Annotated in this window: 24 protein-coding genes and 1 tRNA gene; 9 read left to right on the plus strand and 16 right to left on the minus strand. The window is 65.4% G+C overall.

Features of this window, described 5'->3' with window-relative positions; all coding sequences use genetic code 11:
• Nucleotides 1-460: 460 nt before the first annotated feature.
• Both HWX39_RS20655 and HWX39_RS20660 read right to left on the minus strand, forming a co-directional pair.
• Complete coding sequence (locus HWX39_RS20655; protein WP_175969753.1) at nt 461-991, minus strand: cytochrome b; 531 nt, start codon at nt 989-991, stop codon at nt 461-463.
• Nucleotides 991-2,085, minus strand: a complete 1,095-nt coding sequence (locus tag HWX39_RS20660; RefSeq protein WP_175969754.1) for a catalase family peroxidase — start codon at nt 2,083-2,085, stop codon at nt 991-993. Before HWX39_RS20660 ends, HWX39_RS20655 begins: the two co-directional genes overlap by 1 nt.
• Nucleotides 2,086-2,241: 156 nt before the next feature.
• Between HWX39_RS20660 and HWX39_RS20665 the strand changes: the two genes are divergently transcribed.
• Both HWX39_RS20665 and HWX39_RS20670 read left to right on the plus strand, forming a co-directional pair.
• Complete coding sequence (locus tag HWX39_RS20665; protein ID WP_175956534.1) at nt 2,242-2,763, plus strand: sigma-70 family RNA polymerase sigma factor; 522 nt, start codon at nt 2,242-2,244, stop codon at nt 2,761-2,763.
• On the plus strand, nt 2,760-3,518 hold the full coding sequence (locus HWX39_RS20670; protein WP_175969755.1) for an anti-sigma factor: 759 nt from the start codon (nt 2,760-2,762) through the stop codon (nt 3,516-3,518). The genes HWX39_RS20665 and HWX39_RS20670 overlap by 4 nt, the downstream gene beginning before the upstream one ends.
• Before the next feature lie 964 nt (nt 3,519-4,482).
• Here HWX39_RS20670 and HWX39_RS20675 read toward each other — a convergent pair.
• From HWX39_RS20675 to HWX39_RS20690, 4 genes are all read right to left on the minus strand, one after another.
• The gene (locus tag HWX39_RS20675) at nt 4,483-5,199 is read right to left on the minus strand and encodes a hypothetical protein (RefSeq protein ID WP_175969756.1); all 717 of its coding nucleotides are present in this window, start codon (nt 5,197-5,199) and stop codon (nt 4,483-4,485) included.
• Between the two features lie 81 nt (nt 5,200-5,280).
• Nucleotides 5,281-5,538 (minus strand): Imm74 family immunity protein, encoded by a 258-nt coding sequence (locus HWX39_RS20680; protein WP_175969757.1) that lies wholly within the window; start codon nt 5,536-5,538, stop codon nt 5,281-5,283.
• 18 nt (nt 5,539-5,556) lie between these two features.
• Nucleotides 5,557-5,886 (minus strand): hypothetical protein, encoded by a 330-nt coding sequence (locus HWX39_RS20685; protein WP_175969758.1) that lies wholly within the window; start codon nt 5,884-5,886, stop codon nt 5,557-5,559.
• 31 nt (nt 5,887-5,917) lie between these two features.
• Nucleotides 5,918-6,178: a hypothetical protein gene (locus tag HWX39_RS20690; RefSeq protein ID WP_175969759.1), complete on the minus strand. Its 261-nt coding sequence runs from the start codon at nt 6,176-6,178 to the stop codon at nt 5,918-5,920.
• Between the two features lie 596 nt (nt 6,179-6,774).
• On the opposite strand from HWX39_RS20690, the gene HWX39_RS20695 reads away from it, so the two are divergent.
• Both HWX39_RS20695 and HWX39_RS20700 read left to right on the plus strand, forming a co-directional pair.
• Nucleotides 6,775-6,851, plus strand: a tRNA-Val gene (locus tag HWX39_RS20695).
• Nucleotides 6,852-7,159: 308 nt separating this feature from the next.
• Nucleotides 7,160-7,684 (plus strand): DUF2628 domain-containing protein, encoded by a 525-nt coding sequence (locus tag HWX39_RS20700; RefSeq protein WP_175969959.1) that lies wholly within the window; start codon nt 7,160-7,162, stop codon nt 7,682-7,684.
• 78 nt (nt 7,685-7,762) lie between these two features.
• Here the strand turns inward: HWX39_RS20700 and HWX39_RS20705 are convergent, their stop codons facing one another.
• Together HWX39_RS20705 and HWX39_RS20710 are read right to left on the minus strand one after the other, a co-directional pair.
• Complete coding sequence (locus HWX39_RS20705) at nt 7,763-8,644, minus strand: sigma-70 family RNA polymerase sigma factor (RefSeq protein ID WP_175969760.1); 882 nt, start codon at nt 8,642-8,644, stop codon at nt 7,763-7,765.
• Nucleotides 8,644-9,120, minus strand: coding sequence for a carboxymuconolactone decarboxylase family protein (locus tag HWX39_RS20710; protein ID WP_175969761.1), 477 nt, complete (start codon nt 9,118-9,120; stop codon nt 8,644-8,646). The genes HWX39_RS20705 and HWX39_RS20710 overlap by 1 nt, the downstream gene beginning before the upstream one ends.
• 548 nt (nt 9,121-9,668) lie before the next feature.
• Between HWX39_RS20710 and egtB the strand changes: the two genes are divergently transcribed.
• From egtB to HWX39_RS20730, 4 genes are all read left to right on the plus strand, one after another.
• Nucleotides 9,669-10,892 (plus strand): ergothioneine biosynthesis protein EgtB, encoded by a 1,224-nt coding sequence (gene egtB / locus HWX39_RS20715; protein WP_175969762.1) that lies wholly within the window; start codon nt 9,669-9,671, stop codon nt 10,890-10,892.
• On the plus strand, nt 10,876-11,889 hold the full coding sequence (egtD, locus tag HWX39_RS20720; RefSeq protein WP_175969763.1) for an L-histidine N(alpha)-methyltransferase: 1,014 nt from the start codon (nt 10,876-10,878) through the stop codon (nt 11,887-11,889). The genes egtB and egtD overlap by 17 nt, the downstream gene beginning before the upstream one ends.
• 299 nt (nt 11,890-12,188) lie before the next feature.
• Entirely contained in the window at nt 12,189-12,476 is a 288-nt protein-coding gene (locus HWX39_RS20725; protein ID WP_175969764.1) for a hypothetical protein, read from the plus strand.
• A 42-nt stretch (nt 12,477-12,518) separates the two neighbouring features.
• The gene (locus HWX39_RS20730; RefSeq protein ID WP_175969765.1) at nt 12,519-12,773 is read left to right on the plus strand and encodes a hypothetical protein; all 255 of its coding nucleotides are present in this window, start codon (nt 12,519-12,521) and stop codon (nt 12,771-12,773) included.
• A gap of 76 nt (nt 12,774-12,849) precedes the next feature.
• Here the strand turns inward: HWX39_RS20730 and HWX39_RS20735 are convergent, their stop codons facing one another.
• The 8 genes from HWX39_RS20735 to HWX39_RS20770 all read right to left on the minus strand — a co-directional run bounded on the left by HWX39_RS20735 (nt 12,850) and on the right by HWX39_RS20770 (nt 24,613).
• Nucleotides 12,850-15,876, minus strand: coding sequence for a DEAD/DEAH box helicase family protein (locus HWX39_RS20735; protein WP_175969766.1), 3,027 nt, complete (start codon nt 15,874-15,876; stop codon nt 12,850-12,852).
• On the minus strand, nt 15,876-17,894 hold the full coding sequence (locus tag HWX39_RS20740) for a site-specific DNA-methyltransferase (RefSeq protein WP_175969767.1): 2,019 nt from the start codon (nt 17,892-17,894) through the stop codon (nt 15,876-15,878). The genes HWX39_RS20735 and HWX39_RS20740 overlap by 1 nt, the downstream gene beginning before the upstream one ends.
• A 336-nt stretch (nt 17,895-18,230) precedes the next feature.
• A complete protein-coding gene (locus HWX39_RS20745; protein WP_175969768.1) occupies nt 18,231-19,361 on the minus strand; it encodes a porin in 1,131 nt (376 codons plus the stop codon).
• Between the two features lie 282 nt (nt 19,362-19,643).
• Nucleotides 19,644-20,321 (minus strand): response regulator, encoded by a 678-nt coding sequence (locus HWX39_RS20750; protein ID WP_034188218.1) that lies wholly within the window; start codon nt 20,319-20,321, stop codon nt 19,644-19,646.
• Nucleotides 20,322-20,334: 13 nt separating this feature from the next.
• A complete protein-coding gene (locus tag HWX39_RS20755; protein WP_175969960.1) occupies nt 20,335-21,702 on the minus strand; it encodes a sensor histidine kinase in 1,368 nt (455 codons plus the stop codon).
• A gap of 88 nt (nt 21,703-21,790) precedes the next feature.
• Nucleotides 21,791-22,648, minus strand: a complete 858-nt coding sequence (locus HWX39_RS20760) for an ABC transporter permease (RefSeq protein WP_096472092.1) — start codon at nt 22,646-22,648, stop codon at nt 21,791-21,793.
• A 39-nt stretch (nt 22,649-22,687) separates the two neighbouring features.
• On the minus strand, nt 22,688-23,485 hold the full coding sequence (locus HWX39_RS20765; RefSeq protein ID WP_048247995.1) for an ABC transporter ATP-binding protein: 798 nt from the start codon (nt 23,483-23,485) through the stop codon (nt 22,688-22,690).
• A 123-nt stretch (nt 23,486-23,608) separates the two neighbouring features.
• Nucleotides 23,609-24,613, minus strand: coding sequence for an ABC transporter substrate-binding protein (locus HWX39_RS20770; RefSeq protein ID WP_175969769.1), 1,005 nt, complete (start codon nt 24,611-24,613; stop codon nt 23,609-23,611).
• 396 nt (nt 24,614-25,009) lie between these two features.
• On the opposite strand from HWX39_RS20770, the gene HWX39_RS20775 reads away from it, so the two are divergent.
• On the plus strand, nt 25,010-25,654 hold the full coding sequence (locus tag HWX39_RS20775) for a response regulator transcription factor (protein WP_175969770.1): 645 nt from the start codon (nt 25,010-25,012) through the stop codon (nt 25,652-25,654).
• Nucleotides 25,655-26,054 lie beyond the last annotated feature (400 nt).

The raw sequence follows: 26,054 nt of genomic DNA on the forward strand, positions 1-26,054 counted from the left end.
GCTATCTGATCCGAGGATCAGCTCGCTTCCATCAAGCGCCCACACTTATCGGCTGTTAATTTTTAAAGAGCATTCTGCGAGGAACTTCGTGTTTCCCGGCAGCGCTGCGTTTTCAGCAGCAGAGAAGCGAGATTATTAACCGTTTTTTTAAATCCGTCAACAACTTTTTTAACTACTTCGTTGCGACGACTGCGGTTTAATTCCATGTGCGCTGGAGTCGTTAAAACCGACATCAACAGCACCGCTTCCCTTCTTCCCCCGCGCTGCGTTTCCGTTAGCGCGAAAGAGGCGTGATTCTAAGCACCTGTCCCAGTCTCCGCAACCCCTTTTGTGAAATTATTTTGACATGTGGTAGCGGGGGTCTCTGAACCTGTCCTACGGTCATAGATATGCGACACGGCAGGAGCAGGCCCGGTTGCCCGTGAACCGCCCCGCCGCATCGAGCGCAATCCTCCGCCGCTCACCGCCCCACCATCGCCCTCACCACGCCGTCCCGTCGAATCAGCCCGTGATACAGCGCTGCGGCAAAGTGCGCGAGGAACGTCGCGAAGAACAGATAGGCCAGCACCCTGTGCGCGACCCGGAGCCACGCGAACGTCACCGGATCCGCCGCCACGATCGCCGGCAGCTGCACACCCCCGCCCAGCGTCACCGGATACCCGCCCGCCGACAGCATCGCCCAGCCGATCAGCGGCATCGCGAGCATCAGCGCATACAGCACGAGATGCGACCCGTGCGCGGCAACCTTCTGCCACCACGGCAGTTCCTCGGGCAACGCCGGCGGCTTCGACAGAACCCGCACCACGATACGCACGCACACGAGCACCAGCACGGCAATGCCCAGCGGCTTGTGAATCGCCACCAGAAGCGCATGCCGCTCAGAGACAGACGCCACCATCCCCACCCCGATGAACAGCATCGCGATGATCATCGCGGCCATCGCCCAGTGCAGCACCCTCGCCGGCAAACCAAACGTCGCAGAAGTCTTCATCACCGTCCCTCCGAACTCAACCTGGCCACGCCCGCCACCCCGGCCTCTTCACTCGTCCTGCGCAGATACGAATCCGCGTAGGCAGCCGAGCGCGCCGCCAGCAACGGATCCCCCGACACCTGAATCCCCTGCGGCAGCACCGTCGGGTCGTAATTCACGTCGCGGCACGGCCCGCTGTCCTGCGCCTCCACGCGGTCGAGCACGAGCGTGCCCGCGTCGATCGTCGTGCGCTGCGCGGGCCAGACCTTCGTCGCGTCGTCCACCGGATCGCCCGGCTCCGCCAGGGTGACCAGCAGCTTCCACTTCTGCGCACCGGCCGCGATACGCTCCGTCACGTCCTGCTGCAGCACGTTCGGATCCGCCGCCGTCGCGACGTCACCGGCGCCGGCCGTCTGCTCCGGCACGACGCGCCACCGCACCGCCTGGCGCTTGCCCGCCGCATCGACGAAGTCGAACGCGTTCAAGCCGTAATAGCTTTCGGTGACGTAGCTCGCGCTCGGCTTCGCACCCTTCACCCATTCGCGGAACGCGGCCGTCTCCGGGTGCGCGCCGAAAAACGCCTTTACCTTCGCCGGATCGGGCTTGCCCGTCTTCGGATCGGGCCGGGTCGCCAGCAATTGCGCGTAGAACGCCTGCGGCGTCGCGACCGGAAACACCGGCATCGCGTTCATCCCGGTTCGCCATTGCTCGCCATCGGGCGCGGTGAGCTTCAGCGCGAGGCTGCGGATCGGCACGCTGCTGTCGGGCGCATACGGATTCCCGCCCGGCAACGCGAAGCGCCCGACCACCGGCGTGCGCACCGCCTTGAAGAACGGCGCGACCGAATACGCGCTCGCGGCCCCGTTGCCTTCGAAGTAACCGGTCACGCACACGCCCTTCGCGTGATTGCGCCGGAAGCCCGGATGAATACCGCCGCCGGCCGTCTGCAGCGCATCGACGATCCGGTGCGGGGTCAGACGCGCCGGCGCGAGCCAGCCGCCGACATACCCGAACGCCACGGCCACGCCGGCCACCGCGCAGCCGATCGCGGCCCAGCGCCACCACCCGCGCCCGGGCTCGCGCTGCGGCGAAGAAGAGGAAGAAGATCGCTCCATATATAGGCTCCCGACCGTCAGGTCATTGTCGAACCCGCGTAGGACGCCACCCGCGCCGCTTTATTCCACGAAAACTTTTTTCCTATGCTGGTGGAATAAGCGGCGCCGACCGGCGTCTTACGCGGTATCTCGACCCATTCGGCAATCGGCCCGGCCATGCCCTCCACCGCCCTCGACGACGACGCACTGCGCGAACTCATCCCCAGGCTGCGACGCTTCGCGCTCTGGCTCGCGCGCGACGTCCACGCGGCCGACGATCTCGTCCAGTCGACACTCGAGCGCGCGCTGTCGCGCTGGACGAGCCGTCGCGACGACGCGTCGCTGCGCAGCTGGCTCTTCACGATCCTGTACCGGCAGTTTCTCGACGGCAAACGCAGCGCGAAGCGCTACGCGTGGCTGCTTGGACGCATCCGCGATGACGACGAAGCGCACTGGCCGTCCGCCGAACGCGAATTCGCGGCGCGCGCGACGCTCGAAGCATTCGGCCGGCTCTCCGACGAGCAGCGCAGCCTGCTGCTGCTCGTCGCGGTCGAGGGTTTCACCTATCAGGAAGTCGCCGACCTGCTCGACATTCCGATCGGCACCGTGATGTCGCGGCTCTCCCGCGCGCGCCAGGCGCTGCGCCAGCTCAGCGACGGCGAGCTTCCCGCTCCTTCTCTCCGCCTGATGAAGAAATGAACACGCCTCCGAACGAACACGACCTCCAGGCCTATGTCGACGGCCACCTCGACGACGATGCGCGCGCCGCGGTCGAGCGTTATCTCACGCTGCATCCGGAGCGCGCGGAACAGGTGAAGCAATGGCAGCAGGATGCGCAACGGTTGCGCGCTGCGCTCGAGAGCGTGCGGATGCCGGCGGACAACCCCGCGCTGGATCCGGCGGCGATTCGCGGACGGCGCGCGGAGCGCACGCGGATGCGGTTCGCGATGGCGGCTTCGTTCGTGTTCTGCGTCGGGCTGGGGACGTTGGGCGGGTGGCAGGCGTGCGGGTGGAACGCGCCGCCGCCCATCGCGCCGATGAGCGATGCGGTCGAGGCTTACCGGATGATGGTGGTCGATCAGACGGCGAAGGTGGACTACCGGCCGACGGGTGAGGGAGATTTGCAGGGGTGGCTCACCAAACGCGTGGGGGCATCGGCGAGGCTGCCGGATCTGAGCGCGGCGGGGTTCCGGCCGGTCGGCGGACGGCTGTTCACGACGGACAGCGGCGCCACGGCTGCGATGGTGCTCTATGAGGATGCAGGCGGGCGGACGCTGAGCTTCTATCTGCGACCGGCGGAATCGAAACATCGACTGCTGCCGGCCGGGCAACGCGTGGATGGCGCGCTGCTCGCACGGTATGGATCGGTGAACGGGCTCAACTATGCAGTGGTCGGGCCGGCCGGGAGCCTCGCGGAGAAAGCAGTCGCGCAGGCGCTCGATCAGCAGACTTGAGTGGTACGATGCGCGCCCTGCCGGCGGCGCTCGATGGCCGCAAGCGCCCGGAATGATGCGGGTTCGCCGGCTTGGGCGTGGCCACGATCACCGCTGGATTGCACAGCGTTTCGACTGACTTCCCCGGTCTGTTGTCCACACCTAAGCGTCTTTGGCACCCTCACCTTTTGGAATCACAGGGTTTCGAGTTGCTGCGGAACAGGATATCCACATCGATCATGGCGGCACCTCGCGCGGCCATCGGTCGACTCGCTCACCTTGGGTTGGCACAGTGTTTCGCGTTGTTTTCGCATGCGATATCCACAACCGGTGAGATAACGCGAACATCCGCTCCGAATTCGATTACCCTCGCGCACTGAACGCACAGGCCTTCGAGTGCTTTGACTTCTCGATATCCACAAGGCAATCAATCGCGGCGGATCGCGCAAAAACTACCGGCATCGTCCGCTCTATTCCGGCAAAGCCCTGCCAAACAAGGCGTTCGAGGCGATTCGTGTGGTTGAATGCAAGACGCTCACCTGTTCGATACACAGCGATTCGACTGGTTGCGCATGTGGGTTGTCCACATGCGGCCCGCCGACAAGCGCACGAACGCGATACACATTCCGCCAGCGCTCACATCATAGAGCCGGCAACTCTCCGTCCAGTCTGGTGCGTATTCATTTGGATCGGCGCGTCACTGCATGAATTCGACGGAATCCGCACCCGGCTTTCGATCCGGGTGCAGGCTCACCTTATGCTCGCACAGCGTTTCGCGTTATTTTGTGCCGCGGTTATCCACATACGAAGGGTGACCACCTTCGCCGCTTCCGAAGTCACTTGATTCCATCAACCCTGAAAATCTCGCCGGTTTTCGGAGAAACGACGTGCTCGATGGACGCCCCGAGCGGACTCGCATTGCCGAGCCTGCGCATGCCGAACGGCATCTTGCTTGATCGTGTCCGTCACGATTGCTCCGCTACGCTCACGTCCGCGTGTCCTTGTTGCGCAGACCGCTACGTTCCAACACCTCCCGCAGGCAGTCCGGACACACGAGCTCACCGGCGTTCCACATCTGCATAAACGTGGCCCGATCATCGATGCGTAACGTCGATTCAACGATGTCGACATCCGTCCCGAGCACCTTGTGCAAGAACGCTTCGTCAAACCAATGCTTGGCTTCGTGCTGCGCACTGGCATTGATCACCTGCACGACGTGACAATCGCGGATCACGTCGATCGACAAGATCGCGGCCTCGATATCCGGTGAGGTCCGCGTCGGCCGGATCAACCCGTGCAACTCGCAGCGCGCGTCGCCGCGCGACCACTTCGCATTCGCCGCGACGACAGACGTGTCGAACGCCTGCTCTTTCGTCGTCGGTTTATAGGGCGCTTCGCCGGAGCGGACGAGCAGCTCGTCCAGGCATGCCGAACACAGATGCGCGCGCAAGCGTTCCAGCGCCGCAATTTTTGGAAACGCCTTCACATGCGCAACGTTGTCGACAAAGGTCGCGTCGACCTCGTGCTCGTCGAGTTCGGCACGCAGCATCCACATTTCCCGGCTGTATTTCGGGCGATCGAGCGAAACCTTCACGAGCTCGCCGGACAAGAACTGCCCGCGCTGCCGAATGCGCGCGGCAATGCCCTTCGATGTCGTGATCCCGTTATCGCGTCCGTGCCGACCGCAGTGAATGGGGCCCATTACCCGCTCCGGTTGCGGGCTGTGCTCGTGTCGCCCGGGTCGTTCTTCGGTTTCATCGTGTCGGTCGTCATCATCGATGGCTCAGGGTTCGAACTCGACCGTCGCGCGTCGCGACGAGAAATATGCAGTGATCGCCGAAATCACGGCCTGGCGTGTGACGGCATCGATCGTCTCGCCGTCGTTTTCCGGTTCGACGTACTTCATGGAATCGACGTAGGCGACGAATGCGGGCCCGTTGTCCACGCCGGGCAGCAATGCTTCGCCAGGCGCTCGCACGGTGCGGTGCCCGTCGGACAGCACGATCTCGCCGCGCGACACCATCAGGACTGTGTACGTCATGAACTTGCCTCGCGTGATTCAGTCATGCCGCTCGATGACGCATTGCGTCGGCCCGCGCCACACAACCGCACGGTATCCGCGCCGCACGACGCCGATCTCCCGGTAATACTCGACGAGCGCCTGCGGGCTCCAATCGCGCCCCGCGGAGAACAGCACATCCAGATCAACAAGCGCGGCAACGAGTGCCTGGCGGTCGGTATCGTCTGCGATCGCGCGTTCCCAGCGATCGGATTGCCGAACGAAGCCCAACTGCGTCAGCACATCGGCGGCAGCCGTCACGTCGGTCACGACAACCGCAACGTGGCCGGCAATATCCGTCACCAGCATCTCGTCGACAGGTAGCTTCATTCATCCCCTCGTCCGGGTTCGTCCGCTGTCATCACTCTGCTTCTTTCGTGAGCCATCTAACGATCTCCGCGGTGTCCTCGCCGGACAGCTTCCCGATGCGATCGACGAACACCCCGTAGTCGAGATCGAACTTCAAGTTGAATCGCTCGCCCTTGTAGCGGCAACACAGGACTTCGGCTTCCGGCATCGACACGCGTTGCTCGAACACGAGGTCGCCTGGCTGTTGCTGTAACCGGTGTACGACGGCATCGATATCGAGTGCGTCGAGCCGGGTCAACGAAGAATCGGTCATGTGTCGTGAACCTGTGCGCTAAGCCCTCTCATCCTGAATGTCGGCGATTCTACATATCTATGGATACGGCGGCTTACACATCATCCGATGCGCCTCACAGCTTGCCGCTTCGTTTATCCGATCCCCGCACGCAGTGCATATCCTGCGCGAAGCACAGTCGACGGACTGTGCTTATCCAAAGGTGTTAACAGAGTTCGTATACATACGTAGTGATAGTTAACAAACCCTGTGCCTCACAGTGGATAACGTCCCTAAGCCCATGAATTCGCGACAGGAAGCAGAATGCATAACCCTGGGTGCGCGACGTGAACAGCTTCGGGCAGCACAGAACAACTTTTCGTCGATTCACAGCCGCGGCGACATATCCTCAATCGTTCCACTGTGAATCCAGAGGCTTGCCGGAGGGTTATCCAGAGGGCAATGTGGATAACACCACAGCGCATCGACGCGTTTTGCTGTGACGCGAACAGATGAAGCCAACGTTCCCGGCATCGCCAGGCAACATCGATCGTCGCCCTCCGCACCCCCCGATTCAAAAAAATTTCACGAAGGGGCTTGTGCTCCTCAAAAACCCTCTCTATAATTCGCGGCTTCTTAGGCTCGTAGCTCAGTTGGTTAGAGCACCACCTTGACATGGTGGGGGTCGTTGGTTCGAATCCAATCGAGCCTACCAACGAACAAATGAAGGGGTCTGGCAGCACAACTTGCCTACAGGCAATGCGGCTCGCCAACATACAAACGCCACGCGGCAACTTCGCGTGGCGTTTTTCTTTTTCCGGCCGAAACGACGCATGTTGCCCCGATGCGTTGCGCGATCCACGGCGTCGCATCCTTTCTCACCGACACTTCGTTCCGCTACACAACGGGCACTGCGCCGCGCGTAGAATCGTGTGCGCATCGAAGCGGCTGTTCCGACCGTCGCCCGATTTCCAACCCATCAAAACAACGACGCGCGATCCGCGCGACCGAGAGCACATGACCATGTCCGACGTCACGACCGCCACATCATCCGCGAGCAACGACGAGATCGCCGCTTACGTCGGCAAGAAAGCCGCCTGGTTCGAGAAGAAGTGGGAGATCGCCGCGTCGCGAAAGAACCGGCAGTCGTGGAACTGGGCCGCCTGTTTCCTGGGCCCGGTCTGGATGGCGTATCGATGCATGTACTGGCAGGCGGCGGCCGTTCTTGGCGCGACGGTCGCGATCACGCTGATCGAACTGCTGTTCTTCCCGAAATACTTCGAATCGAGCACGTTCGACCCGGTCACCATCGGGATCGCGGTCGCGCTCGGCTGGTGCGGGAATAGTCTCTACAGGACGCACGTCGAACGCAAGATCGAGAAACTGCGCCCGAGCGCGACGTCCCGCGAATCGTTGCTCGCGCTGCTGGAAGCGCAGGGCGGCACGAACCGGCTCGCGGCAGCGGGTTTCGCGATCGCGACGCCGTTGCTCGGTTTCCTGGTGATCGCGATCGGGACCGTACTGACCGCAGGAACCGGTGGCCAGTAAAGCAGGGCGGCAGGACGGGGAGAAGGGCGCATCGCGGCCGTGCATGCGCACGGCACTCGACGCGCGATCCCGCCGCACTCAGTGCAAGTGCTTCAACTTGTCAGGATTCCGCACGACATAGATCGCGACGATCTTCCCGTCCTCGATCTCGAGCGCAGTGGTCTGCAGCTCGCCATCGGATTCCAGCGTAACGAAACCCGGCAGCCCGTTGACGAAGCCCGCTCGCACGAGCTTCGACGCATGCGTGGCGAACAGCCCGGCCAGGTACTCGTGCACCTTCATCACGCGCTCGAAGCCGAACACCGGCTTGCCTGCAGCCGGGCGCTTGCCGCCGCCGTCCGAATGCAGGCTCACGTCCTCGGCGAGCATCGCGCCGAGCGCGCGCATGTCGCCGCTGCGTGATGCCGCGAAGAACGCTTCCGCCAATTCGATCCCGCGCTGCTTTTCGACATGAAAACGCGGCCGCGCCTCGCGTACATGCGTACGCGCTCGCGCAGCGAGTTGCCGGCATGCGGCCGGGTCGCGCTGGATCGTCGTGGCCACTTCGTCGAACTCGAGGCCGAACACGTCGTGCAGCAGGAACGCCGCACGTTCGAGCGGTGAAAGCCGTTCGAGCGCGAGCAGCAGCGGCAGCGTGACGTCTTCCTGTTCGTCTTCCTCGACGACCGGCTCGGGCAGCCACGGGCCGATATAGGTCTCGCGCTGGTGCCGCGCGGACTTCAGCTGGTCGACGCACATGCGCATCACCATGCGGCGCAGGAACGCTTCAGGTACGCGCACCTCGGTGCGGTCGACGGCCATCCAGCGGATGAACGCCTCCTGCACGATGTCCTCGGAATCCGCGACGGAACCGAGCATCCGGTACGCGACGCGGATCAGCGTGCGGCGCAGCGGGTCGAAACTCGTCGCCGCATCGGCCCGTTCTTCGGCGCTGCCCTCGGCCGGGTCGAGGTTCGGCATCAGGCCACCATCTTCGCAGCGGCGGCCTTTGCATCGGCCGGATCGATCCACAGCCCGAAGCCGACCGCGAGCCGGTTCCAGCCGTTGATCACGTTGATCATCAGCGTGAGCTTCACCTGTTCCTCCTGGCTGAAGTGGTCGTTCAGCGCCGCATGGGCCGCTTCGTGCGCCGCGTGGCCCTCCGACAGCCGCGTGAGCGCGTCGGTCCAGCCGAGCGCCGCGCGTTCGCGGTCGGTGTAGCAGGGCGCTTCGCGCCACGCGGACAGCAGGTAGATGCGCTGCTCGGTCTCGCCTTGCTCGCGCGCCTCGGCCGTGTGCATGTTAATGCAGTTCGCGCACGCGTTGATCTGCGACGCGCGGATCTTCACCAGCTCGATCAGCGTCGGCTCGAGGCTCTGCGCGGCGGCGACCGAGACGGTCATCCAGTTCTTCATCAGGGCGGGCGCGGCGGCAAACGGGTTGAGCTTCGCAGTCATGGTCCTTCTCCTTTCGTGTGGATTCCGGTGATATGACGAGCGAGCGCCCCGCGTGTGTGACATCGACGCAAAATTTTTCTCGAAGCCGGCGCGCGGCTCGGCGCGGAAGGCCGCCGGCGAGGCCGGGCAGGGTACGCGTCGAACCCGAAAAACGCGGCGGGCATGCTTCGTGCGCCCGTGCTGGTCAGACGATTCCCCGTTCGCGTCATGGTGACGATCACGGCCGCGGCGTGCGTCGATCGCAACGGCCGATGCATGCCCCCCGCATGCACCTCGTTACGCGCGGATGTCAGCAACTGGCAGGTGATCGGTTGCTTTCATTTACATTTCTCCGCCGTTTCGTGCGCATCTCGATCAGCAGCATTCACATTTCTGGACCATACTGTTCTGCACGGGCAGGTGAAGTGACGCCGCATCTGCGGCCCGGCGCGCGCGCCGGTTGCCCGACGACGCAGCAGCAGGTCGCACGTCAGCCGCGCGCATCACGCGCAAGGCTTTCCTTTTTCCGGCAACGCAACGCAGCGAATCGCGCCGTGGACGGTAAACCGATGAGCCTCCTTGCATCACAGCTTCAGCGCCGTTACCAGGACGTGCGCGCTCATAGCGTCGCGCTGACCGCGACGCTGTCCGCCGAAGACCAGGCCGTGCAGTCGATGCCCGACGCCAGTCCGACGAAATGGCATCTCGCGCATACGACCTGGTTCTTCGAAACCGTCGTACTGATGCGCCGCGTGGCCGGCTACGCGCCGTTCGACGCGGCATTCCAGTTCCTCTTCAATTCCTATTACGAAGCGCTCGGCCCGCGCCATCCGCGGCCGCAACGCGGGCTGCTCACGCGCCCGTCGCTCGACGAGGTGCATGCGTACCGACAACACGTCGACGACGCGATGCTGCACGCACTGGCCGGTGCCGATGCGGCGCTGCTCGAGACGATCGCGCCCGAGATCGAGCTCGGCCTGCATCACGAGCAGCAGCACCAGGAGCTGATCGTCACCGACATGCTGCACGCGTTCTCGTGCAACCCGCTGAAGCCGGCATTCCGGCCGCGCAACGGGATGGATGCCGGCGCGATGGCCGTGGGCGACGCCGGCGCGCTGCACTGGCTGCACCAGCCGGGCGGGCTCGTCGAGATCGGCCACGATGGCGACGCGTTCTCGTTCGACAACGAACGGCCGCGCCATACGGCGCTCGTGCGACCGTACGAAATCGCGAACCGTCTCGTGACGAATGCGGAATTCGCGGCATTCGTCGCCGACGGCGGCTATACGCGCCCCGAGTTCTGGCTGTCGGATGGCTGGGCCACGGTGCAGCGTGAAGGGTGGCAAGGGCCGGCATACTGGATGCCCGACGACGACGACGCGGCCGCCACGCGGGTACGGCGCACGTTTGGCCTGCACGGCGTCGAACCGCTCGCACCCGACGCACCGGTGTGCCACGTGAGCTTCTACGAAGCGGCCGCATATGCGGATTGGGCCGGTGCGCGCCTGCCGACCGAATTCGAATGGGAAGCCGCGTTCCCTGCCGAAGGCATCCGGCAGATGCTCGGGCACGTGTGGCAATGGACGCGCTCGTCCTACGAGCCGTATCCGGGCTTTCGGCCGCTCGAGGGCGTCGCGGCCGAATACAACGGCAAGTTCATGGTCGGCCAGCAAGTCCTGCGCGGCAGCAGCATCGCGACGCCGCCCGGGCACGAACGGCCGACGTACCGCAATTTCTTTCCGCCGGCCGCGCGCTGGCAATTCACGGGAGTGCGACTTGCGCGAGACGTCTGACCAGACGGCCACGAGCGGTGGCCAGCAACCCGCCCGCGATTCGCGGCCGAGCGCGTTCGAGCGCGACCTGATCGACGGGCTGTCGCGTACGCCGCGCAGCATTCCGCCGAAATACTTCTACGATGCGGCCGGCTCCGCGCTGTTCGACCGCATCTGCGAACTGCCCGAGTACTATCCGACCCGCACCGAGCTCGGCATCCTGCGCGATCGCGCGGCCGAGATCGTGCGGCGCGTCGGCCCGCATGCGGACATCGTCGAATTCGGCGCGGGCTCGCTCGAGAAGATCCGCGTGCTGCTCGACGCGTTCGCAGGCAACTACGCGAACGCGCCGGCGCGCTACGTGCCGGTGGACATCTCGGCCGACTACCTGCACGACGCCGCCGCGCGGCTGCGTGCGGCGTATCCATGGCTCGACGTCGCGCCGATCGCGGCCGACTACACGAAGGCCGAGCAACTGGCCGGGCTGGCCGGGACGCCGCGGCGGCGCATCGGCTTCTTTCCCGGTTCGACGATCGGCAACTTCTCGCCGGAGGAAGCCGATGCGTTCCTGCGCGATGCCGCGCGGCTGCTGCGTGGCGGCGGCTTGCTGGTCGGCGCGGATCTCGTGAAGGACGAGCGCACGCTGCACGATGCGTACAACGATGCGCAGGGCGTGACCGCGCAGTTCAACCTGAACCTGCTGGTGCGCGCGAACGCCGAGCTCGGCGCGGATTTCGACGTCGACGCGTTCTCGCATTGCGCGTTCTACGACAGCACGCGGCAGCGCATCGAGATGCACCTCGTCAGCGACATCGCGCAGACCGTGCATGTGCGTGGCCACGCGTTCCGCTTCGACGCCGGTGAGCGCATCCACACGGAGAATTCGCACAAGTTCACGATCGACGGTTTTCATGCGATCGCGCGCCGTGCGGGATTCGAGCCCGATACCGTGTGGACCGACGCGGACCACCTGTTCAGCGTGCACTGGCTGCGCAGCGTCGACGATATCCGTGCGTGACGCGCGCTTGCGGACCGCTCGCGTACGGTGCGGGCGGTTCGCTTTCGGTGTATTCCCGTTCCCGTGCAGGCCGGCGTGCTCCGATCGTCCGGTTTCGTGCCGGACAGCCCTTTTTGCCGGCCCGATGCACCGCTGCAACGGTGCGTGGAATGCCGCCTCTTCCTTGTGCCACAAGGCTTTACGGACGGCTGTAAACATCCGTTACCGGTCTCGCATACCCGTTTCACCTGTGTCTGCACCTCGTGCCTAGACTCCGAACCGTATTCACATGACGCACGACACGTGCAGGGAGTCGCGAGATGAACAAGAAACTCATTCTCGGTGCAGTTCTCGGTGTAGCGGCGCTGGCAGCTTCGGGCGTCGCATCGGCCCACGTCGACCTGTCGGTCGGCATTGGCGTACCCGCGTATGCGGCGCCGGCGCCCGTCTACGTGGCGCCGCCTCCGCCGGTTGTGTATGCCCCGGTTGGTTATCGCTACGACGACTGGCGTGCGCGCGAATGGCGCGAACACGAGTGGCGCCGCCGTGAATGGCGCGAGCACGAATGGCACGATCGCGGCGGCTGGCGCGGCGGCCGCTGGGATTAACGAAGCGGCTCGACTTGATTACTACAAGAGGAGAATGAACACATGATGCCCATTCGACACATCAGGATGTGCGCGACCGCCGCCATCGTTGCGCTTGCCACCATCGGCAGCGCGCACGCGGCGGGCTGCATGAAGGGCGCGGTGGTCGGCGGTGTGGCCGGCCACTACGCGGGGCACCACGCGGTCGTCGGCGCGGTTGGCGGCTGTATCGTCGGTCACCACATGGCGAAGAAGCACGCGCAGGAAGAGGCCGCGCAGCACAAGGCCGCCGCGCAGGGCATGCAGCCGGCGCAGTAAGCGCCATCGTCATCGGGGAGGGCGCCGCGGCCGGCGCGCTTCATGAAAAAAGGGCGGCTCATGGCCGCCCTTCGTTTTACCGCCCGGCGCCCGCCGGCGGCTCCGCAGGTTCAAACAACGCCTCCGCCTGCCTGACGCGCACGAAGCGCGCCGCGCCATCGCCCTCCACCAGCGCCCGGAAATGCGCTTCGCCGCACGCGAGCTTCGCACGCTCGTGCTCGCTCGGCACGTTGCCGTCCGCATTCGGTGTATCGACGACGAAGTACAGCCGTTCGCCACCGTCCTGCTCCGCGAGCACGGCCCAGTCCGGGTGATAGCTGCCGAGCGGCGTCGACACGCGGAACCACGCGGGCAGCTTCGCGTACAGCTTCACGCCGTCGTGCGCCTCGAGCGCATCGGCGAACGCGCGCTCCGCGTCCGTCTCGCACACGACCGCTTCGTGGATCGACTTTTGCGCATCGGGCCGCAGGTTGCGCAAGTAGCCGGTCAGCGCCTCGCTCTCGAACGATTCGAGCGCATGCACGTGGCGCTCGCCGAGCTTGCGGTATGCGATGCCCGCGACGAGCGCGAGCCGCTTGCAGCGGTTGATCGCATCGGCCGCGACCGCGATGAACTGCTGCGGATTCACGCGGAAATCTTCGAGCCGGCCGCTGTCGGCCAGGATCGTCGCGAGCGAACGGCGCGTGAGCTGCGTGCGGTCCTGCAGCTCGGTGAGCAGGTCGGGCAGCGGCAGCTCGCCTTCGTCGAGCAGCACCGTGCCGGCGCCGGCCACCTCGATCGCCTCGATGCCGGCCTTGCCGATGTCGATCTCCGCCTTGCGCCATTGCAGCCGGGCGCGCGCGATGTCCGGCGCGTCGTGCAGCGCGGCCGCGCAGTCACGCACGAGCTTCGCGTTGTCGAACTCAACGCTGTAGACGGTGCGATGGCGAATGCGATCCCACAACGCGCGGAAATCCTCGCCGAACACGACGGCCTTGCCCGACGCATCGCGCCGCAGCGCGATGGCGCGGCGCTCGTCCGCGTTGCGCACGGCAAAGCGGCCCGACAGCTTGCGCAGCGTCGCGACGATCGGCCCGCGCAGCATCTCGAACGCATCCGGCAGCACCAGTGCGCTCTGGCGCAGCGCATCCTTCAGCCGGTCGAGCACCTTGCCCTGCGCGTCGACGTAACCCTGCTCGTGCAGGTGGTTCCACAGCACGCGCGACAGCTCGACGCCGAGCGCATGCGCGGGCCCGTCGCCTTCCTGCACGGGCAGCGCCGCGAACTGGTGTTCCTCGACGATCCCGAAACGGATGCCCGTATCGGCCTCGATTTCCTTCTGCAGGTTCTCGGCGAACGACTCGTAGCGCTCGGTCGCGATCACGGTGAGCGTGTTTACGCCGGCATCGCGCACGCGTTCGCCGTCCTGGTCGACGGCGAGGCGCAGCCCGCGGCCAAGCGTCTGGCGGCGCTCGCGTTCGGTCTGGATGTCGCGCAGCGTGCAGATCTGGAACACGTTCGGGTTGTCCCAGCCTTCCTTGAGCGCCGAGTGCGAGAAGATGAATTTCAGCGGCGTGTCGAACGACAGCAGCGCCTCCTTCTCGCGCATGATCAGGCCGTACGCACGCTCCGCGTTTTCGCGCGCCGCGGCGCTGCTTTCGCTCGTGTCGGTCCAGCCGCCCTTGCGGTCGATCGAGAAGTAGCCGTTGTGCGCGCGCTCGACTTCGAGCGCGACGTCGACGCCGTCGAACAGCGCACGGTAGGCCGGCACGCGCGCCGCACGCGCATATTCCTCTTCGAAGATCAGCGCGTAATCGCCCTTCACGGGCACGCCGTTCTCGTCGTAGCGGCGATAGCGCTCGACCGAATCGACGAAGAACAGCGACAGCACCTTCACGCCGCGCTCGGCCAGGCGCAATTCCTTGTCGAGATGCTCGCGGATCGTGCGGCGGATCATTTCGCGCTGCACGGCGAGCGTGTCGATGTCGCCGAACGCCTCGCCGAGCGACAGGAACGCTTCGCCTTCCGGATGGCGCAGCTCGACGTACTCGGCGCCCTTCACCGCATGGACCTCGCCGATCCGCAGCCCCGCGTACAGCGCGCGCTTGGTCAGGCGTTCGAGATCGTCGCCGTCGGTGGCCGACACGATCTGGCGTTTCACGCCGGCCGCCGTCGCGACGTCGAGCTCGACGCGCGCGCTGATCGCGCCGCGCCGGTTCGACACGCCGACGAGCCGCACGTACGGCTTGTTGTGCGCATCCTCGACGATCGCCGATGCGATCTCGATCTGCTTGACCAGCTTGCGCTCGTACGCATCGACCGCGTCGAGCCGGTACACCATGTGGTGACGGTCGACGTGCGTGGCCGAATAGCGCAGCGTGCAAAGCGGCGCCATCGCGGCGAGCGCTTCGCGGCCACGGCCTTCGAGCCCGCCGTCGACGCTCTGCGGCTCGTCGACGATCACGATCGGCCGCGTCGCGCGGATCAGGTCGATCGGCTTCTCGCCGCCGGTCTTTTCGCTGTCCTTGTAGAGGTTGTTGATTTCCTTCTTGTTGATCGCGGCCACCGTCATCACCATGATCTGGATCGCCGCGCTCGCCGCGAAGTGGCGCACCTGGCCGAGCTTCGCGGAGTCGTACAGGAAGTAGTCGTACGGCACGCCCGCGTACAGCGCGCGGAAGTGATCCTCGGTGATCGAGAGCGTCTTGTGCACGCCTTCCTTGATCGCGATCGACGGCACGACGATCACGAACTTCGTGAAGCCGTAGCGGCGGTTCAGCTCGAAGATCGTGCGCAGGTACACGTAGGTCTTGCCGGTGCCGGTTTCCATCTCGACGGTGAAGTCGCGCGAGCCGGGCAGGCCGGACGGCGGCAGCCCGCCGCGCAGCTGCACGTCGGCGAGATTGCGCGCGAGCGCGTCGTCGGTCAGCGACAGCCGGTTGCCGACGCCCTGTTCCGACACCGCGAAGCCGAGCGAGCCTTGCGCGGCGGCCGTCGTGCCGGGTGCGGCGTTCGCGAGCACGCTGAAGTCGCCGCGATACGATTCCTGGCCGCGAAACAGGTCGCAGACGGCGTCGATCGCCTCGCGCTGGTAGTCGAGATCCGCTTCGAAATGCAGCCGCATCACAGGCTCCGCACGCGCTTCACGCCGTGCTGTTCGAGCAGCGCGGCGAGATTGAGCTTCGCGACGTCGTCGACGAAGCCGCTGTCGCGGAACAGACACGTGACGTCGTGCGTCGTGCCGGTCGCATCGAGCAGGTCGACGATGCCGTCAGCCAGCGGCCCGGCGTCGTCGCGCGTGATGCGTGCATCGAAGCACGCGACGATCGAATGGCCGATCAGGTGCACGGTCTTGCCCGCCACCTGGTGATGCTCGACCGGCGTGCACAGGTCGAGGCCGAGCTTGAGCGTCAGCTCGGCGAGCAGGTCGTCCTCGGTGCGGCCGGTCTTCACGTGCTCGACGGACGCGAAGAGCGCATGGTCGAAGTCGTCGCGGCGCGGATCCCACTCGATCACGTTGGTCGTGTCGAGCCGGTACACGCGAAAGCCCAGGTCGCCATAGCTTTCCGGATAGTCGCGCGCCACTTGCTGGGCCGCGCGGCGCAGGCGTTCCTTCGTGATTTCGGCGAGCGTCAGCGGCTTTTTCAGCTTCGCGCAGAAATCGGCGGCCGCCTGCTGCGTCTTGTCGCGGCGGTCGAGCGCTTCGGGCAGCTGCACGAGCACGTAGCGGCGCGCGCCGCCGTCGGTCGCGTTCACCTGCATCACCGCGTGGCCGGTCGAGCCGGAGCCCGCGAAGCAGTCGAGCACGATGTCGTCGCCGCGTGTGCACCAGCCGATCACGGCCGCCGCGAAATCGACCGGCTTCGGCAGGTCGAACGGAATCCCGAGCGTCTTCAGCAGCGCGTCGTCGGAACCGGCGAACGGCAGCACCGACGGCACGTTCTCGTACATGTTCTCGTCGAGGTAGTAGATCCGCTGCGGCTGCGTGGTTTCGTCCGCGCCGAATTCGATCTGGCCGCGCTCGATCAGCGCCTGCATCGTCGCAGGCGGGTTGCGCCAGCCGCGCGCCGGCATCGCGCACGGCTTGCCGGTGATCGGATGGATCAGCGGCGTGAAATACTCGTCCGGCGCCTTCTTCTTGTTCGGCCAGGCCATCGACACGAGGCGGTACACGCGGCCTTCTTCCGACAGCCGGTCGTACATCACCTCGCCGCCGGACAGGTTGGTCTGCGCCTTCATCCATGCGCGGTACGCCTTCTGCGCGTCCTTCGCGTTGCCGCTGCGGTACATGGCGTCATGCGCGGCGTCGAGCATGCGCTGCGCGTTGCGCTTCGGGCGCCTGAGCGGCGCCCGCTCGAGCAGCGTCTCGGCGTTGCGCGCGAACAGCACCAGTGATTCGTGCTGGTACGCGATGCCGCGCGCGTCGCCCTTCGGGTTGCGCTTGTCCCACACGGCGACGCCGAGCTCGTTCTCCTCGCCGAAGATCTCGCGCAGCATCAGCACCAGCGCGTGCACTTCATGCTCGTCGATATGCACGGCGATCAGCCCTTCGTCGGACAGCAGCGCGTGCGCGAGCTTCAGGCGCGGATACATCATGTTCAGCCAGTCGGTGTGGAACCGGCCGTTCGCCTCGGTGTTGGTGCTGCGCTTCACGCCGCCCTGGGTCTGCCCGGTCATCGCCAGGTAGTGGCGGATGCTGTCGGTGAAGTCGTCCGGATAGACGAAATCGCTGCCGGTGTTGTACGGCGGGTCGATGTAGACGAGCTTCACCTTGCCTGCGTAACTCTTGTGCAGCAGCTTCATCACGTCGAGGTTGTCGCCCTCGATCACGAGATGGCGCGTGTCGTCCCACGCGACGCTGTCGTCGGGGCAGGGCCGCAGCGTGCCCGTCGACGGCGTGAGCGCGGCCTGGCGCGCGCTGCGCTTGCCGTGCCAGTGAAAGCCGTAGCGCTCGTCGGCGTCGCCGACCGTGCGTTCGCCGACGAGCGCCTTCAGCACGTCGACGTCGACCGACGCGCCCTCCGGGCCTTCGGTCACGAGTTCGGGGAACAGCGCCTTCAGGCGCGCGACGTTGTCGGCGGTGAAATCCGTCGACATCGCCTGCGGGCTGGCCGCATCGAGTTTGTGCATCGTCTTTTCCATCGGAGCCCGGCCGCGCGCGCCAGGACGTCGGGCGCGCTCACGGCACCGGCGGCAATGGCCGCCCGGGCAAACCCGAAACGCTAGCGAGTCGATCGGCCGAGGTCAAGCGCCGATGTGGGGCGAGCGTGCGGACATCGGCCGCGATCGCCCGCCAGGCGGGCCGCAAGCGGCTTCGGGCCGGTTGTCGGATGGCCGGCCGGCGGGCGCCTGCCGGGCGTCCGCGGCGGCACGCCGGAAAGGACGAAAAAAGGGCACGGTCGGCGCAAAGCGCCGGCGTGCCCGCATGGAGAATCCCGGACGGAGGGTGCGGCGGGGCCCGTCGGGCCCCGTTTCAGGTCAGAAACGCGTGCGGATGCCCGACGTCAGTTCGAGCTGGTTCTTCGCGCCGAACGTCGACGACACCGTGTAGCCGCCGTGCAGCTTCATGTAGTCGCCGGCGAGGTAGACCTCGGTGCGCTTGCTCAGGTGATAGAACACCGACCCGTAGATCGTTTCCTTGAAGCCGTTGGCGACGCCGTTGGTCAGGCTGAACGCGCCGAGGTTCGCGTTCGGGACGAAGCCGTCCGAGTTGTACGCGGCGTTCTTGACGCGCATCTGCTGGTAGCCGAGCTCGTAGTCGAGCGCGCCCTTCGGCGCGATCTTCATCGACACCGTCCACGAATCGTCGTGGCGCTGGCCGAGCGAGCCCTGGTCGCCGTTGTAGCGGAAGTAGCCGGCATTCAGGCGCACGATGTCGAACGTGTAGTTGCCGCCGACCGAGAACGTCTGGTTCGTGAAGCCGCCGTTGTTCACGTGGTTGTAGAAGCCCGACACGTTGAACGGGCCGCCGTTGTAGCCGAGCGCGACCTGGTACGCGGAGCCGGTGGCGAACTGCGTCGAGTTGCTGAACTGGTAGCCGGCGCTCGCGAAGATGCCGTTGCTGAACAGCTTCTTCCACGCGATGCCGTTGTTGTAGCGCGTGCCGGTCGGGCCGGCCGCGTAGAAGATCATCTGCTTGAAGTTGTTCGAGTTGGTCCAGCCGCCTTCCTCGGTCGTCAGCCTCGCGGTGCCGTACGGGTCGCCGTAGATCGCGGCCGCGTCGCGCGCGATCGTGTTCTGGAAGCCGGCCGTCAGCTTGCCGAAGCGTTCGTCCTCGACGCCGACCCACGCATCGCGGTCGAAGATCTGGCCGCTGTCTTCCATCTGGCCGTTCGCGACCACGAATTCGCTTTCGAGGCGGAAGATGATCTTCGTGCCGCCGCCGATGTCTTCGGCGCCGCGCAGGCCCCAGCGGCTGCCGCTGAACCACGGTTCGCCTTCGTTGCCCATCCCGATCACGTGATTGCCGTTTGCGTCGGCGTGGGTCCGGTAGGTCGGAAAGCTCAGGTCCATCAGCCCGTAGAGCTGCACGCTCGATTGCGCATGCGCCTGGGTGCCGGCGCACAGGCCAGCCGCCGCGATGGAAAGGGCAAGGGTTTTTCGTTTCAAGATCGTCTCCTCCGAGCTGCCGTATTGAAATCCGGTCGTTGGCAGTACGCAATGTATGCCGACTCTTGCCGGCCACAGCGAGAGGGCCGACGCATCGCATCGTAGAGGGTGCAATCCTTCACGACGCTTTCCCGGACGCAAGAATCCGATCGGTGAAAACACCGAACACGCAACAATCACGGATCGGGCAGGCACGCGGGTGCGCACCCGCCGGGCTGCGGCGGGCGTGAACGACGTTTCGTGCTACGAATCGAGAATCGGGGGGCGGTGCAGGGCCGCCCGTCAGTCCTGCGTGCTCTTCATGCGCAGGATGTAACCGAGCCCGCGCAGCGTGATGATCTCGGCCGTGCTGCCCGCGAGATGCTTGCGCAGCCGGTGGATGTAGATGTCGATCGCGTCGGCGCTCGGCTCGTCGTCGAGCGCGAACACGCTGTCCATCAGCCGCGCCTTCGACACCGTCTTGTTCTGCTGCAGCATCAGCGTTTCGAGGATCGCGTGCTCGCGGCGGCGCAGCGCGAGCACCGTTTCGCCGCACCGGAATTCGCGCGTGCCGAACGCGTAGACGAGATCGCCGCATACGAGCTGCGTCGTGCCGACGCCGGCCTGCCGGCGGATCAGTGCGCGAATCCGGGCGACCAGCTCGCGCGATTCGAACGGCTTCACGACGTAATCGTCGGCGCCCGCGCCGAAGCAGTCGACCTTGTCGTCGACCGAGCCGTGCGCGGTCAGCATCAGCACCGGCACGTTGTCGTTGCGGCGCCGCAGCCGCGCGAGCACCTCCTTGCCGCTGATGCCGGGCAGGCGCATGTCGAGCAGCACCGCGTCGTAGCGTTCGGTCTTCAGCACCGTGTCGGCGCGCTCGCCGTCGCCGACGCAGTCGACCGCGAAATCCTCGCCGCGCAGCAGGTTCACGATCCAGTGCGCGAGTTCGGCGTTGTCTTCGACCAGCAGGAGTTTCATGACGGCATTCTCTTCAATCGTAGGCGGGCAGCCGCACGGTCACGACGATACCGCGATTGCCGGGGCCCGGCGCGAGCGACGCGCTGCCGCCGTGCGCCTGCGCGATCTCGCGCACGATCGCAAGCCCGAGGCCCGAACCCTCGGTGTCGGCCGACACGCGGTAGAACCGCTTGAACACGTGCGGACGCGCTTCGGCCGGGATGCCCGGGCCGTTGTCGACCACGTCGAGCACGATCGCGTCGCCGTCGCGGCGTGCGCAGACCGTCACGCAGCCGCCCGGCTGCGTGTAGCGCACCGCGTTGTCGACGAGGTTCATCACCAGCGCGGTCAGCAGGCTGTCGCTGCCCGCGACGTCGAGCCGCTCGCCGAGATCGGCGCCGAGGTCGATGTCGCGCCGCTGCGCGAGCACGATCGTCTCCTCCAGCACGCTCGACACCACGGCCGCGAGATCGACGCGATGGTTCAGCAGCGTCGACGGTGTCGCTTCCGCATGCGCGAGCAGCAGCAGCTTGTCGGTCACGTCGGCCATCTTGCGGCTGCTGCGCTGCATGCTGTCGAGCACCGCGGCAAGCTCCGGATCGTCGTGCCCGCGCCGCTGCGCGTACTGGATCTGCGTGTCGAGCACCGCGATCGGCGTGCGCAACTGGTGCGCGGCATCCGCGATGAAGCGGCGCTGCGTGGCCGTGTGCGTGTTGAGCCGCGCGATGCACTGGTTGATCGCGTCGACGATCGGCCGCAGCTCGTTCTGCAGCCGCTCGGGGCGGATCGGCTCCAGCTCCATCGGCCCGCGGTCGGCCACGTCGTCCTTCAGCTTCATCAGCGGGCGCATCTCGAAGGTGAGGCCGAGGTACACGAGCCCCATCGCGAGCATCAGCATCAGCGACAGCCGCACGAGCTGCGGCCGCCAGATCGTCGCGACCATCGCTTGGTGCGAGCGCGTCGTCTTCGCGACGACCACCGTGGCCGTCTCGACCCGCCCCTCGTCGTACAGCTGGCGATCGTAGGCCACCGCGCGCAGCGGCACGCCGTCGAGCGACGTGTCGTACAGCGTCGGCTCGACGCCGTGCCGCGCGGGCACGGCGAGCGCCGGCGTGCCCGCGAGCAGGCGGTCGTGGCCGTCGATCACCTTGTAGAACACCGAATCGCGCGACGGCGATTCGAAAATCTCCAGCGCGGCCGGCGGCACGTCGGCGACCGGCAGCCCGTTGCGCCATTCGATGTCCTCGCCGATCGTGCGCGCGGACGCGACGAGCGCGCTGTCCTGCACGAGCGCGGCCGTGGTCCGCGCGGTGTCGTAAGACATCGCGCCGGCGATCAGCACGAACACCGCGAGCGGCAGCAGCAGCCACCACAGCAGCCGTCCGCGCAGGCTGTGCGCCATCCCGTTGCGCTCCTTCTCCGAAATGCCGAACCGCGCCGGGGGCGCCGGCGCGGTCGGGGGTGTCATGTCAGGCGTCCGCCTGCGGCGTTCAGAACGCCGCGGGGCGCCACTTCAGCAGCCGCTTCTCGAGCCACGTCAGCAGGTAGTCGGCGGCCAGCGCGACCACCGCCAGCACGATCATCGCCGCGAACACGCCGCTGGCATTGAACGCGCCCTGGGCGGTGGAGATTAGCAAACCGATGCCCTGCTTGGAACCCAGGAATTCGCCGACGACCGCACCGACCAGCGCGAAGCCGAAGCTCACGTGCAGGCTCGCGAGAATCCAGCTCAGCGCGGACGGGATCACGACCGCCGTGGTGATCTGCCGGCGCGACGCGCCGAGGATCTGCGCGTTCGCGATCAGGTAGCGGTCGGCTTCGCGCACGCCCTGGAACGCGTTGCCGAACACGACGAAGAACACCATCACGACGGCCAGCGCGATCTTCGACGCCATCCCGAGGCCCAGCGCGATCACGAAGATCGAGCCGAGCACGACGCGCGGAATCGAGTTCGCGATCTGGATGTACAGGCCGAACACGTCGGCCATCAGCTTGTTGCGGCCGAGCACGATCCCGCAGATCACGCCGGCGACCGAGCCGATTATGAAGCCGATCCCGGTTTCCTCGAGCGTGACCCATACCTGCGTGAGCAGCGGGCCCTGCGACGTGCCGTTCACGAACCAGTCCTGGATCTGCGCGAAGATCAGCGACGGCATCGAGAAGAAGAACGGATCGATCCACTTGAGGCGTGCGGCGAGTTCCCACCCGCCGAGCACGATCACCAGCACGGCGATCCGCAGCGTGACGATCAGGTTGCGCCGGCGGCGCAGCCGGCGTTGCGCGGCGCGCTCGTCGTCCTCGAGCGTCGTCGCCGGAATGGCGGTGGGGGGAAGCGTCATGTCGGTCATGCTCCTGTCCTTGCTGTCTTTTACCGGGCTGCGTGTGCGTCAGCCGATCTGCACTTCTTCGCGCAGGTCGTGCCAGATGTCCTTGGAAATTTCGATGAAGCGCGGGTCGTAGCGGATCTCCGACGTGACGCGCGGGCGCGGCAGGTCGATCTCGTACACGCGCTTGAGCGTGGCAGGCCGCGCGGTCAGCACGAACACGCGGTCGGCGAGTGCGATCGCCTCCTCGAGATCGTGCGTGACGAACACGACCGAGCCCTTGTTCGCGGACCAGAGCTGCAGCAGCTCGTCCTGCATCAGCGTGCGCGTCTGCATGTCGAGCGCGGAGAACGGCTCGTCCATCAGCAGGATTTCCGGCTGGTTGATGAAGGTCTGCGCGAGCGCGACGCGCTTCCTCATGCCGCCGGAAAGCTGGTGCGGGTAGTGCTTCGTGAACTTGTCGAGGCCGACCTTGCGGATCCATTCCTCGGCCTGTGCGTACGCGACGTCCTTCGAGCGGCCGCGGAACAGCGGGCCGGCCGCGACGTTGTCGATCACGTTGCGCCACGGGAACACGGCGTCGGCCTGGAACACGAAGCCGATGCGCGGATCGATCCCGTCGACCGGGCGGCCCATCACGCGCACCTCGCCCGACACGGGCTTGAGCAGCCCGGTGATCAGGTTCAGCGTCGTCGACTTGCCGCAGCCGGTCGGCCCGACGATCGCGATGAATTCGCCGCGCGCGACGCTCATGCTGAAGTCGCGCAGCGCGACGGTGGCCTTGCCTTCCGGCGAAATGAAGCGGCACGACACGTTGCGAAACTCGATCGCCGGTGTGCTCGGGGAGACTGCCTGGTTCATCGCATTTGTCCTGCGGGTGAAGAGGGCGTCGCATCGTGGCGCAACGCCGGGCCGGTCAACCGGGCCGGAACGGGGCACGCACGGCGGCGGGGTCCCCGCCGCCTGCGCCGCTACCGATATCGCTTACTTCGCGTTCACGAAATCGTTCGTGAAGGTGCGCGCCAGGTCGACATGCTTGCCCTTCACCGACGGGTTGAACGCCGACAGCACCTTCAGCACGGTCGCCGGGCCGTCGGCCGGCATCTTCGCGTCGGCGGTGAACATCGGCAGCGACGCCTTCAGCGCGCTCACGTACAGCGCCTTGTCCTTCTGGTAGTCGGCCGGCATCTTCGCGGCAATCTCTTCGGCGCTGTGCGTGTGGATGAACTGCATCGTCTTCGCGAATGCGTGCGCGAGCTTGGTGGCTTCCGCCTTGTGCGAATCGGCCCACGCCGACTGCACGTACAGGCTCGCGGCCGGGTAGGTGCCGCCGAGCGCGGCGCGCGTGCCTTCCAGCGTGCGCAGGTCGACCAGCACCTTCGCGTCGCCCATCTTCTCGAGCGCGGACACGGTCGGCTCGGTCGTCATCCCGGCGTCGATACGGCCCTGCTTGATCGCGGCGATGAAGCTCGCGTCGGCGCCGACCGGCAGCATCGTGTACTGCGTCGACGGCACGCCGTGCGCGAGCGCGAGGTATTGCGTGAGGAAGCTGGTCGACGAGCCGAGGCCCGTCACGCCGAGCGTCTTGCCCTTCGCGTCGGCCATCGACTTGAAGGTCGGCGCGGCCTTGGTCGACACCATCTCGACTTCGCCCGGCACCTGGCCGAACACGGCGATCGCCTTCACGTCCTTGCCCTTGCTCTGCAGGTCGATCGTGTGGTCGTAGAAGCCGACCACACCCTGCACGGCGCCCGCGAGCAGTTCGTTCTCCGCGTCGACGCCGGCCGGCTGCGACAGCAGCTCGACGTCGAGCCCTTCGGCCTTGAAGTAGCCGAGTTCCTGCGTGAGCCGCGCGGGCAGGTAGATCAGCTTCGCGATCCCGCCGACCATGATCGTGATCTTGCCGCCGTCATCGGCGAAAGCGGGGGCAGCGGCAAGCGCGCAGCTCAGGCTGGCTGCAACGGCGAGGGTGCGCAGGATGGGTCGCATCGGGTCGTCTCCGTTCGTTGTATTCGTATGGCGCGATGCTTGCTGCATCGTCACGACGAGTATAGGGACGCGAAACCTTCTGCAACCTTTCGCGGGGCGGCGGTTCGTTTAGGGGTTTTCCACGAACCCCGGGCGCATGCTCGAAGAGCGTGCTTCCAGCCGGATTGCGCTGTGGGCTGGAATGACAACAGGCCTGTCAAATGCCGGTTTCTCGCCATTACGCTTTGGCAGGCACGAACGGGGTCGTCCATTGCGCGCAGACCAACTACGGAAACATGACATCTCGACAACGTCGTTGGTCGGCAGGAAGCATCGCGTTGCGCAGTGTTCCGACTGTGATTTTTCCTTGATCGATTCGAAACCTGTTCCGAACTTATATTTCATGTTGACCATGCAATGAATCCAACCACCATCGCCATCACCGACGACCATCCGGTCGTGATCGAAATGCTTAAGCGTCTGCCGCAGTGGGGATCGGAATTCCTCATTGCACATTGCTGTAATAGCGGTATGGAGTTGATCGACGCATTGACACGCTCGCCGGTCGATCTCGTCATCGTCGACTATTCGATGAATCGGGGCGATAAACCGATCGATGGCCTGAGGCTGCTGCGCAGGCTACATGACGTCGCGCCTGGTGCGCAATGCGTGATGCTGACCGCGCAGAAAAATCCGAGCGTTTTCGCGGCCGCACTGCAACTGGGTGTGAAAGCCATCGTCAGCAAGGAAGACGGGATTGACGAGATCGTGCATGCGTGCCGACATGTGCGCGCCGGCCGAACGCGGTATTTCTCCCCGACGGTTCGCGAAATCGTCGAGCAATCCGGCACGATCAGCCGCGGCTCCCACGCAAAGCTGACACAAAGGGAACTTGACGTCGTGCGCCTGTTCGCGTTGGGCTACTCGCTCTCGAGCATCGCAAAAAAGCTCGGCCGCTCGGTCAGTACCGTGTCGACACAGAAATACATGGCGATGAAAAAGCTGCAGGCCGATACGAATATCAATCTGATCCGCTACGCGTACGAAAGTGGGCTGATTTGACGAAGGGCGATGCCGTACTGGCGGCCGGTAATCGTGAACGTCGCAGCGCCTTTGGCGCGACCTGTCAAAATTGCAAGGTTCAGAATGGGAACCCCAAATATTCGACGACGGGACCGACTCGCCGATTTCTCATGGCGTGTCACGCGGTGTCAGTTTCTCATCGCACATGAGCAGTACTCAACGTTTGAAAAAATGGACACTTTACGATGCTCAGATTTCTATTGGACGAGCACCCTTCCTCTCATAGTCGGCGCATCTATTAAATACAAATTCATCGATAACTTCACGAGAGTATTGGTCATGATTTTCATCGCAAGAGTAATGAACGCAATTCTCTCGATTATTGCAATTAATTTTATAAATATCAAATTCATGATCCTGCCGGCAGGAGCGGCGTCTG

Origin of the sequence: Burkholderia sp. BCC0322, assembly GCF_902833045.1 — a bacterium.
Lineage (GTDB): Bacteria > Pseudomonadota > Gammaproteobacteria > Burkholderiales > Burkholderiaceae > Burkholderia.